5 protein-coding genes are annotated in these 10,737 nt (G+C 66.4%); 3 read left to right on the forward strand and 2 right to left on the reverse strand.

What is annotated here, in order from left to right:
- Positions 1 to 199 precede the first annotated feature (199 nt).
- The gene (locus ACIBG0_RS10665) at positions 200 to 979 is read left to right on the forward strand and encodes a transposase (protein WP_397031361.1); all 780 of its coding nucleotides are present in this window, start codon (positions 200 to 202) and stop codon (positions 977 to 979) included.
- Here ACIBG0_RS10665 and ACIBG0_RS10670 read toward each other — a convergent pair.
- Both ACIBG0_RS10670 and ACIBG0_RS10675 read right to left on the reverse strand, forming a co-directional pair.
- The gene (locus ACIBG0_RS10670; protein WP_397031363.1) at positions 948 to 1,823 is read right to left on the reverse strand and encodes an endonuclease domain-containing protein; all 876 of its coding nucleotides are present in this window, start codon (positions 1,821 to 1,823) and stop codon (positions 948 to 950) included. The genes ACIBG0_RS10665 and ACIBG0_RS10670 overlap by 32 nt on opposite strands.
- 644 nt (positions 1,824 to 2,467) lie before the next feature.
- The gene (locus ACIBG0_RS10675; protein WP_397031365.1) at positions 2,468 to 2,869 is read right to left on the reverse strand and encodes a DUF397 domain-containing protein; all 402 of its coding nucleotides are present in this window, start codon (positions 2,867 to 2,869) and stop codon (positions 2,468 to 2,470) included.
- 89 nt (positions 2,870 to 2,958) lie between these two features.
- On the opposite strand from ACIBG0_RS10675, the gene ACIBG0_RS10680 reads away from it, so the two are divergent.
- Positions 2,959 to 3,120: a hypothetical protein gene (locus ACIBG0_RS10680; protein WP_397031367.1), complete on the forward strand. Its 162-nt coding sequence runs from the start codon at positions 2,959 to 2,961 to the stop codon at positions 3,118 to 3,120.
- A gap of 234 nt (positions 3,121 to 3,354) precedes the next feature.
- Positions 3,355 to 10,701, forward strand: coding sequence for an amino acid adenylation domain-containing protein (locus ACIBG0_RS10685; RefSeq protein WP_397031369.1), 7,347 nt, complete (start codon positions 3,355 to 3,357; stop codon positions 10,699 to 10,701).
- Positions 10,702 to 10,737: the final 36 nt, after the last annotated feature.

Genomic DNA, 10,737 nt, shown 5'->3' on the forward strand with positions numbered 1-10,737 from the left:
CAAGATCAAGTGGCACTGGTGGCGGTGGCTTTTCGAGCGATGCCGCCCCAGTTTCCACGTGATCATGTGTCCAACCTGGGCCCGTCTGGGTGGCGGTGCGTGATAGTCAAGATGAGGTGGCGCTGGTGATGGTCGCTTCTGGCTTGGGCTCGAGGGGTGGTTGCAACAGCACCGTCGAGTTGATCGAAGGGGTTGTTGGATGGAGTCGTTGGGGCCGAGCCGGGGGGTGGTGCGCCGGTTCTGGGAGTTGGTCGGGGCGGGGGTGGGGCCGTCGGCGGCCGGGGCGGCTGTCGGCGTGTCGGAGACCACCGGGCTGCGGTGGTTGCGCGAATGTGGCGGGGTGGCACCAGTATTCACTGATCCGGTCACGACCGGGCCGCGGCCGCGGCTGAGCTCGACCGAGCGGGAAGAGATCGCTATCGGTGTGGCGGGCGGGGAGTCGATCAACTCGATCGCGCGGCGGCTGGGCCGCTGGCCCTCGACGATCTACCGGGAGATTCGCCGCAACGGCCCCCAGAACAAGGCGCGCCCGTCAGGGCGGGTCCGGTATCGGCGCACCCACCGGTTCGGTGCCCGCCGCAGCGGCCGGATCGCGGTGGTGGGTTATCGGGCCGGCATCGCCCAGCGCCGCGCCGAGATGCGGGCACGGCGTCCCAAACCTGGCAAGCTGGCAACCAACCGCGGTTTGCACGCCGAGGTGGCCGACCGGTTGGGACAGCGGCACAGTCCCGCCCAGATCGCTGGTGCGTTGCGCGTGGAATTCCCCGACGACCCGGAGATGCGCGTGTCCCACGAAACCATCTACAAGGCCCTGTATCTGCAGGGACGCGGCGCGTTGCGCCGCGAACTCCTCGCCAGCTTGCGCACCGGGCGCGGCCTACGCAAACCCCGCCACCCTGGCGAGGTGGTGGTCGCTTCTCGGGGGATGCCGCCCTGGTTCCACGTGATCATTTGTTCAGTTGTGCACCTTGGGTGGTGAGGGCGGCGCGGACGCGGTCGAGGACTACGTGGGGGCGGTGGTAGAGGAGGGTTGCGTTGATGCGGATTACGCGCCAGCCCAGGGCTTCGATGCGGGCTATGCGGTCGATGTCCTTGGTGCGCTGGGTGGGGTCGGTCCAGTGTTGGGCGCCGTCGTATTCGACGGCAACCTGCCATTTGCGCCAACCGAGGTCGACGCGCGCGACGAATTCGCCGTAGTGATTACGGATCACTAATTGTGTTGCGGGACGGGGTAAGTCGTCGTCGATCACGAGCAAGCGTGTGTGTGTCTCGGGTGGGGATTCGGCGCCTGGATCTACGACGAGGAGGGTTGTGCGCAAACGGTTGAGGAAACGTGCGCCCGGATGTTTCGATGCCAAGACCGCGACTTCACCTGGTTCGAGTCCGGTGGCCGCACACAGTGCGTCCAGGATCGGTACGGCCCGCTCGCGTGGCAGCCGCCGACCGAGGTCGAATGCAGTGCGCGCCGGTGTTGTGACCGTGAACCCGTCGACCTCACAGCATTCGCTCGGCTCGATAACCGAGCGGACGGCACGAATCCCGCAGGGCGGACGACAGTGTCCGCGCCTGGCGATCTCTGCTGCTTGATCTGCATCGAGCCAGCGAGTGCCGTGCATGGCGGCCGCCGAGCGCCCGATCAGAACACCATCACCCTTCGCCCAGTGCGCAGCGGCACGGGCGCGCCCTCTCGCATCGAGCGAGCACCCTTTGCGCACATAGACATCCGGAAACACCCGCACAAAGTTGTGCCGCAGCTCCCAGCGCGTAACCACCCCCGCCGCCACTGCCCAAGACCCCACAAACGGCTCATCCAATACCCCCATCCCCCCACTATCCCCACCCCCACCGACAACCCCCTCAACCCCCAGCTCGAACCTCTGCGACCCTCCGGCCTCGCCCAACGATCAAGATCAGGTGGCGCTGGTGGTGGGGGCCTCTCGGGCGATGCCGCCCCAGTTTCCACGTGATCATGTGTCCAACCCGGGGCCGTCCATGAGGGTGGTGGGGCTCAGGTGGTCGAGGGGGCGGTGGTCAGCCGTGGAGTATTGGCCACTCACTGGCAGATGATGGCCGCTGATGGGCTCGCCGAAATCGGCAATTGCTGACCGAGCTGTGGTGGAATCCGCGTCCGACTCATGACCGGAAGTCCCTGATGCACTGAACCCTGTACCGCGCAGGTGTTTTCACGCCACGCACGAAATCGTGGGCAAAAACGTGCGTGGCGTGCGAACTGATGCGCGGGAGACGGTAGTCGAGCGGGGGTGGGGGTGGTGTCGTGCAGGTTGGCGGTGAAGGTGTTCGATTCGGGGGAAGGTCAGTGGGGCCCGAGGGTTGGTTGGGCTGCGGTGGGTCCTGTTGTTCTGCAGTGACTTTCGGGGAGCGCCGGACCGAGAGGGTTTGGCGTTCGGTGGTTTTGCCGTTGCAGTGCTGGGCGCGTCGTGTGCCGTACCCGACTTACCTTCCGCAGTCAGATGGGCTCCTTCGGCTTCCAGCGGGGTCGACTGGCTGTGGTTGCGTGCTCGAGAAGGTATTGGTGGAGGGGATTCTCGGGGTTGCGTGCATGGATGCGTGGTGATCGGTTGTCCAGGAGGCTGTGAGGGCGGGTTGGATTCGCCAGCCTTTGTGTCAGGGATGAAGGTGTCCCATTCCGTGGGGACAGGTTGCGCGGACCTCGCCGTGAGGTTTCCGAGGGCGGCGGCGAGGAGCCCGCCACCGCATCGGCGCCGACGATGGGCGCCAGCGCGGCCTGGTGATGATTAGTACGGGGTGGTTGGGTTTTGGAGTCGCGGATTCCGACGTGGCCGGTTTCGAGCCAGGCGACTTCGACGCAGTCGTTGCCCGGACCCCGCTGCGCGAGGACTTGAACCACTGCGCGTCGGTCAGGTTGATGGTCACGAGTCGTATCTCCTTGCGTCGGCTAGGCGGAAACGACTATGCAGGCGGCTCGAACCCACGGCGGTGCGGATTCGGCAACTCACGGCCCGAGCGGCACGGGCGGGGTATCGGCTCGAACGCGCGTCGAGGGTGCCCTACGACTGGATGCTCCTCGACGCCGAAGACGGTACGAACATCTACTCGGGCGCGGACCTCGATCAGATCGAGCGGTGGCTCGACGAATGAGCTGGAATAGTCCGACCAGTATGTGATGTAGGTCACCCTGGTCTGATGGGTCCGCAACATCGGTCATCAGAGACCGATACACAGCTGTGCCGTCTGCGCCCTTCGGGCGGAGACATAACCGCGCGTGTTTCAGGCTTATATGATGACTCGGACTGGTTTGGCCCCCGGCGCACGACGCCCTGCAGCGGGGTCGGGGGCAGGTCTCAGCTCGACCCGAGAGGTGATTACACCCGAATGGAAACTGCTCGTCGTTCCGCCCGAGGTAGTCGCCGACGCAGGTCGGGCAGCCCGCTGTTCGCTCAGCTGCTCACGGCCGCGGTGGAGTCCGCGGCCACCTCGATCGCACTGCGTTTCAACCCGACCGGTGATCCCGCGGACCAGCGCGAACTCACCTATCGCGAACTCGATGCCCGCTCTTCACGGGTCGCGCGCGAGCTGATCGACCGCGGGATCGGCGCGGGCGATTACGTGGCGATGGGCATTACCCGTTCGGTCGAATCGATCGTCGCGCTGTGGGCGATCGCGAAGACGGGTGCGGCCTATGTGCCGGTCGATCCGAATTATCCGGCGGAGCGGATTCAGCACATCGTCACCGATTCGGGTGCCGCACACGGTCTGACCACCTCGGCGCATCGGGCCAAGCTCGGCACCTCGGCCTATTGGATCGAATTGGACGATCCGGTGGTGTCCGAGCGCATCGCCGCCCGGCCCGATCACCCGGTCTCCTATGCCGATCGGGTGCGGGCGGTCAATGAAAACCATCCGGCCTACGTCATCTATACCTCTGGTTCCACCGGTAAGCCGAAGGGCGTCGCGGTCACTCATACCGGTCTGGCGGGGCTGGCGGCGATCGGCGAACACTATCTGATCGACGCGGACTCCTGCGTCTCGCATCTGAGCTCGCCCAGTTTCGACTTCTCGATAATGGAGACGCTGTTCACCTTCTCGGTGGGCGCGACGCTGGTCATCGCGCCGCCGACGGTATTCGGCGGGGTCGAACTCGCGGATCTGCTGCGCCGCCAACAGGTCACCCATCTGCTGATCACCCCGGGTGCGCTGGAATCGCTGGATCCCGCCGGTCTCGATGACGTGCAGGTCGTGGTGGCGGGCGGGGACCGGCTGCCCGCGGAATTGGTGGCGCGCTGGGTGGATAGCGGGCGCGCGGTATTCAATGCGTACGGGCCGAGCGAGGCGACCGTCATGGTCACCACCACCGAGGCCATCGCGCCCGGAGAGCCCGTCACTATCGGCTCGGCCATCGCGGGCGTTGGCGCCTTCATCCTCGACGCGCGGTTGCGACCGGTGCCCGCGGGAGTCGTCGGTGAGCTCTACGTCTCGGGCGCGGTGCTCGCACAGGGTTATCTCGGTCGACCGGCGCTGACCGCGGAACGCTTCGTGGCCAGCCCGTTCGGCGCGGACGTCGATAACCCGGGTGCACGCCTGTACCGCACCGGAGATCTGGTGCGGCGCAACGAAACCGGCACTCTGGAGTACCTCGGCCGATCCGATTTCCAGGTCAAGATCCGCGGGCTGCGCATCGAACTCGGCGAGATCGATAACGCGCTCAGCACACATCCGGATGTCGACTTCGCGGCCACGCTCGGCAAGACGCTGCCCTCGGGTACGACCTCGCTGATCGCGTATGTGCTGCCGCGTGCGGGGGCCACCCTCGACACCGGCCAGCTGGTCGCGCATCTCGGAGAATCGTTGCCGGACTATATGATTCCGGCCGCCATCATGGTGTTGGACGAGATCCCGCTGACCCCGGTCGGCAAGTTGGACCGGGCGGCACTGCCAGAACCGGTCTTCGCCGCACGTCAGTTCCGTGCTCCGGCAACGCCGGTCGAGGAAATCATCGCCGATGTATTCGCGGCGCTGCTGCTCGGTCCCACGACGGATGCGCGCGTCGGCGTGGATGACGACTTCTTCGACCTTGGCGGCAACTCACTGCTGGCCACCCAAGCCGCCGCGCGCATCGGTTTCGCACTCGGTCTCCGGGTGCCGGTGCAGCTGCTCTTCGAGGCGTCGAAGGTTTCGGTACTGGCCCAACGTGTCGAGCAGCACGCGGGTTCGGCGGACGGCCGGGCGCTGACCGCGCAGACCCGACCCGATCGGATTCCGCTGTCGTATGCGCAGCAGCGGATGTGGTTCCTGAACCGTTTCGATACGGCGAGTGCGGTCAATAACATTCCGCTTGCGGTGCGACTGTCCGGGCGACTGGATGTCGATGCGCTGCTCGCGGCGACGCGCGATCTGATCGGGCGGCACGAGGTGCTGCGCACTATCTATCCGGATATCGATGGCGAGGGTTTCCAGGTCATTCTGCCCGTCACCGATGCCCGCGCGGTGCCCGAACTGCCGGTGACCGCCGCTGTAGCACAAGAACTTTCGGAACTGATCCGGGCCGAGGTGCTGGACGGATTCGATGTGACGGCCGCACCGCCGGTGCGGCTGCGGCTATTCCAGCTCGGCGAGTCAGAATATGTGCTGGTGTGCGTGGTGCACCACATCGCGGGTGACGGTTTCTCGCTCGGTCCGCTTGCCCGCGATCTGATGGCGGCATACAGCGAGCGCGTGCGCGGCGGACGGCCCGAATGGCCACCGCTGGCAGTGCAATACGCCGACTACACCCTTTGGCAGCGCGAAACCCTCGGCAGCGAATACGACCCGGAATCGGTCTTCGCGCAGCAGATCGAGTTCTGGCGCAACGAATTGGCCGCGCTGCCGGAACAATTGGATCTGCCCGCGGATCGGCCGCGTCCCGCCACCGCATCCAACAATGGTGCCGTCCTCGCCTTCGACATCGATGCCGACATTCACGGCCGTCTCGACCAGCTTGCGCGCGAACACAATTCGACCCTGTTCATGGTCGTGCACGCCGCGCTCGCGGTACTGCTCGCCCGACTGTCGGGCACCCGCGACATCGCGATCGGCACCCCGGTGGCCGGTCGCGGCGAGGCGGCGCTGGACGATCTGATCGGCATGTTCGTCAACACCCTGGTGCTGCGAACCGAGATCGATCCCGCCATGACCTTCGACGACCTGCTACGTACGGTGCGCAAGGTCGATGTCGCGGCCTTCGGACACGCCGACGTGCCGTTCGAGCGGTTGGTCGAACTGCTCGATCCGGTGCGCTCGGCCGCGCGGCATCCGCTGTTCCAAGTAATGCTGGTCTTCCAGAATCTGGCGCGCACCGAACTGGAGCTGCCGGGTCTGACGGTCGCGGGTGTGGAACACGGGGTGGCGCTGGCCAAGTTCGATCTGCAGCTCGAGATCGCGGAATCCGACACCGCGGCGCGAGGCATGTCGGCGACATTCACCTATGCCACCGACTTGTTCGATGCCGCCACGGTGCAGGACTTCGCCGATCGCTTCCTGCGGGTGCTGTCCGCAGTGGCCGCCGACTCCGATGCGGTGCTCGGCGATATCGATCTGCTCGCCCCCGGCGAGCGCGAGCTGGTTCTGCACGAATGGAATTCGGCCGGTGCTGCGGTGCCGGATGTGACACTGCTCGATCTCATCCAGGCGCAGGCACGGCGCCGTCCGGATGCGGTCGCGGTCCGATTCGGCAGTACCGCACTGAGTTTCGGTGAACTACAGCGGCGCGCGAATCAGGTGGCGCGGGCGTTGATGGCGCGCGGTGCGGGACCGGAAGCACTGGTCGCCGTTGCCGTCGCACGCTCCGAGCAGCTGCCCATCGCGCTGCTCGGTGTGCTCACCGCCGGTGCCGGATATCTGCCGATCGACATCACCTATCCGGCGCCGCGACTCGAGTTCATGCTCAGCGACGCGCGGCCGACCTGTGTGCTGACCACCTCGGATCTGCTGGGCGAGCTTCCGGCGACGGATGCCCCGGTGGTGCTGCTCGATGAAACCGCGGGCTTCGGCGAATCGCCGATCACCGATATCGAGCGCACGTCCCGGCTGCGGCCGGACAACCTGGCCTATGTCATCTACACCTCGGGCTCCACGGGTGTGCCGAAGGGCGTGAGCGTTTCACATCGCAATGTGGTGGAACTGTTCGCCAACACCCAGTTGATGTTCGAATTCGACGACACCGATGTGTGGACGCTGTTCCACTCCTTCGCCTTCGACTTCTCGGTGTGGGAACTGTGGTGCGCGCTCGCCAATGGCGGCACCGTGGTCGTGGTCGACTACCTGACCTCTCGCTCCCCGGAACAGCTGCGCGACTTGCTGATTCGCGAACAGGTCACGGTGCTGAACCAGACGCCGTCGGCCTTCTACCAGCTCGCCGAGGCCGATCGCGCCTCACATACCGGGGACCAGGGCAAATTCGCGCTGCGCTATGTCGTATTCGGTGGTGAGGCGCTGGATCTGCGTCAGCTGCGGCGCTGGTACGAGCGGCACGCCTTCGATACGCCGTGGCTGGTCAATATGTATGGCATCACCGAAACCACGGTGCACGTGTCGTTCCTGGCGCTGGATGAGCAGCTCGCCGAGAATCCGGCCAGTGCCATCGGTCGTGCGCTGCCCGGCCTGGAGAGCTATGTGCTCGATGATCGGCTGCATCCGGCTCCGGTCGGAGTGGCGGGCGAAATCTATATCAGCGGTGCGCAGTTGTCCCGCGGCTACCTCGGGCGGCCCGGATTGGCCGCGACCCGTTTCGTAGCGAATCCGTTCGGGGCGGCGGGATCTCGCATGTACCGCACCGGCGACCTCGGTCGCTGGGCCGGTTTCGCGGGCCACGCGAACCTCGAATACGCCGGGCGCACTGACCAGCAGGTGCAGCTGCGCGGCTTCCGCATCGAACTCGGTGAGATCGAATCGGCGCTGCTCGCCCAGCCGTCGATCAGCCAGGCAATGGTGCTGGTGCGCTCCGACGAACACACCGGTGACCGTCTGGTCGGATATGTGGTGGCCAAGGCGGATTCGCAGGTGCAGGGCACGCAGCTGCGCAGCATGATCGCCGAATTCCTGCCCAGCTATATGGTTCCGGACGCGATCGTCGTACTCGACGCGCTGCCGCTGACCCCGAACGGCAAGCTGGACCGAAAGGCGCTGCCCGCACCGGAATTCGTCAGCAGCGCCACCTACCGCGCCCCGCAGACCCCGATCGAGCAGGCCGTCGCCGGGGTATTCGCCGGACTGCTCGGTGTCCGCGATGTCGGTCTGGACGACGATTTCTTCGTCCTCGGCGGTAATTCATTGCTGGCCACCAGGGCGGTGAGCCGGATCAACGAGGCGTTGGACGCCAATGTCTCGGTGCGCGAGCTATTCGAGGCATCGACGGTTTCGGCGCTGGCCGCACGAATCGTGCCCGGCTCCTCGACCGGAACCCGTACCCCGCTGGTTGTGACGGCGCGCCCGGAACGGGTGCCGTTATCGCTGGCGCAGCAGCGCATGTGGGTGCTCAATCAGTTCGATACCCGCTCGGCGGCCTACAACATCCCGCTCGGCATCGGCCTGACCGGTGCCCTCGATGTGCAGGCGCTGCGCGATGCCATCGCCGATGTGCTCGAGCGGCACGAGGCGCTGCGCACCCGCTACCCGTCGACGGGGCCGGGCGGGCTGCCGTACCAGGAGATCCTGCCGGTCGCCGAGGCCTGGCCGGGCGGGCTCGCGGTCGAATCGAGCACCGATCCGATCGTCCGCATCACCGAGCTGATGTCGACCGGATTCGATGTGACCCGAGAGGTTCCGGTGCGCGGCGTGCTGCTGCGTGGGACCCCGGAGCGTCATCTGCTCGCCATGGTGGTGCACCACATTTCGGCCGACGGCGCCTCGATGGCACCGCTGGCCCGTGACCTGATGCTCGCCTACGCCGCGCGCTGTGCCGGTGATGTCCCGACCTGGACGCCGCTCGAGGTGCAGTACGCCGACTTCGCGATCTGGCAGCGTGCGGCTATCGGTACCGACGACGACGAGAATTCCGTCGCCGCACAGCAATTGGCCTACTGGCGCGAGCAATTGGCAGGACTGTCCGGCGCACTCGAGCTGCCGCTGGACCGGCCGCGTCCCGCGGTACCGTCCATGCGCGGCGCGTCGACGGCCTGCACGCTTTCACCCGAGGTGCATGCCGGACTGATTCGCATTGCCCGGGAACATAATTCGTCACTGTTCATGGTCGTGCACGCGGTGCTCGCGGTGCTGCTGGCGCGACTGTCCGGCAGTTCCGATATCACGATCGGCACCCCCATCGCGGGCCGCGGTGAGCGCGCGCTCGACGATCTGGTCGGCATGTTCGTCAATACCTTGGCACTGCGCACCACGACAGAATCGGGAACCACCTTCGACGCGCTCGTCGAACACGTGCGCGAGACCGACCTTTCGGCCTTCGGCAATGCCGATATTCCGTTCGAGCGAGTGGTCGAGGTGGTGCTGCCCAACCGGGCGACCTCGCACAACCCGCTGTTCCAAGTGGTGCTTTCCTTCGACAATCTGGAGCCGCCGAAGCTGGAATTGCCCGGTCTGACGGTCGCGGCGCTGGATACCGGTGCGGTCGCGGCGAAGTTCGATCTGCAGTTGACCGTCGAGCCGCGGCACGGCGCGGACGGCGCTCCGGGCGAGCTGGTCGCGGTATTCAATTACGCCACCGACCTTTTCGACGCATCGACGGTGCAGGCATTCGGCCGCAGGCTGACTCGGATCTGCACCGCCGTCGTGGCGGACCCGCAGATCAGCGTGGGCGACATCGATATCCTCGATGCCGCCGAACGCGATCGCGCACTGGCCGCGCCGGAAACCGTGCCGCAGCCCGTCGATGATGGTGTGCCGGTCACCAGTGGTGCGGCGCTGACTCAGGCGCTGGCCGCCGCGGTGGAGGAGGATCCGGACGGGCCCGCGGTGGTCTTCGGCGAGGACGCGGTGTCCTTCCAGGATCTCGACGCGCGGTCCTCGCGGTTGGCTCGGGTGCTGATCGGCCGCGGCTGCGGTCCGCGCACCGGTGTCGTGATCCGGCTGGATCGTGGGGTGGACGCGGTAGTCGCCACTTGGGCGGTGCTCAAGGCCGGTGCCGCATTGATCCCGGTGAGCGGTCTCGAGCGGCCTTTGCCGGTTGGCCTCGAGGTCAAGGTCGGGCTTACCACCGGTGCATGGCCCGCTGATAGCAGTATCGACTGGCTGGCCCTGGACGATCCGGACGTGCTCGCCGAGATCGCCGCCGAATCGCCGCGACCGGTGACCTACGCGAACCGGACCCAGGCGCTGCGCGGCGAGGATCTTGCCTTCGTCGCCGGAGTTGCGTTGTCCTACAACGACATTTCCGTCGCGACCAAGCGGCTGCGGGCGCGCACCGAACTCACCTTCGAGTCCCGGCTGTTCCGGCACGGCCGCGCGGATTCGGCGGCGGCGCTGTTGGAAGTGGTCGCGGCCGGTGAGAACGGCGCGTCGGTGGTGGTGACCGCCGGTGACCTGGATGCCGTAACGCTTTCGGCGCTATTGGCCGACGAATGGGTGACGCATCTGTTCATCGATCGGGCCGGACTCGGGCCCGTTGAGGTGGCAGGGCTGGAAGATCTGTACGCGGTGGTGCTGGATGACGGCGCGCCCGCGCCGGAATTCGGGGCCGTCCCGGTTGTGGTCGACCTCGGTGCGCTCTTGGGCGTCCAGGACCCGAGTTGATCTTCCACCCGGAAGATCGGCGGCCGGTGCTCGCAC

This window comes from Nocardia sp. NPDC050630, assembly GCF_044457245.1.
Taxonomy (GTDB): domain Bacteria; phylum Actinomycetota; class Actinomycetes; order Mycobacteriales; family Mycobacteriaceae; genus Nocardia.

What these genes read in the sequence shown, in the direction of transcription:
- ACIBG0_RS10665 (WP_397031361.1), top strand. Translation starts at nt 200, where the DNA reads ATGGAGTCGTTGGGGCCGAGCCGGGGGGTGGTGCGCCGGTTCTGGGAG.
- ACIBG0_RS10670 (WP_397031363.1), bottom strand. Translation starts at nt 1,823, where the DNA reads ATGGGGGTATTGGATGAGCCGTTTGTGGGGTCTTGGGCAGTGGCGGCG.
- ACIBG0_RS10685 (WP_397031369.1), top strand. Translation starts at nt 3,355, where the DNA reads ATGGAAACTGCTCGTCGTTCCGCCCGAGGTAGTCGCCGACGCAGGTCG.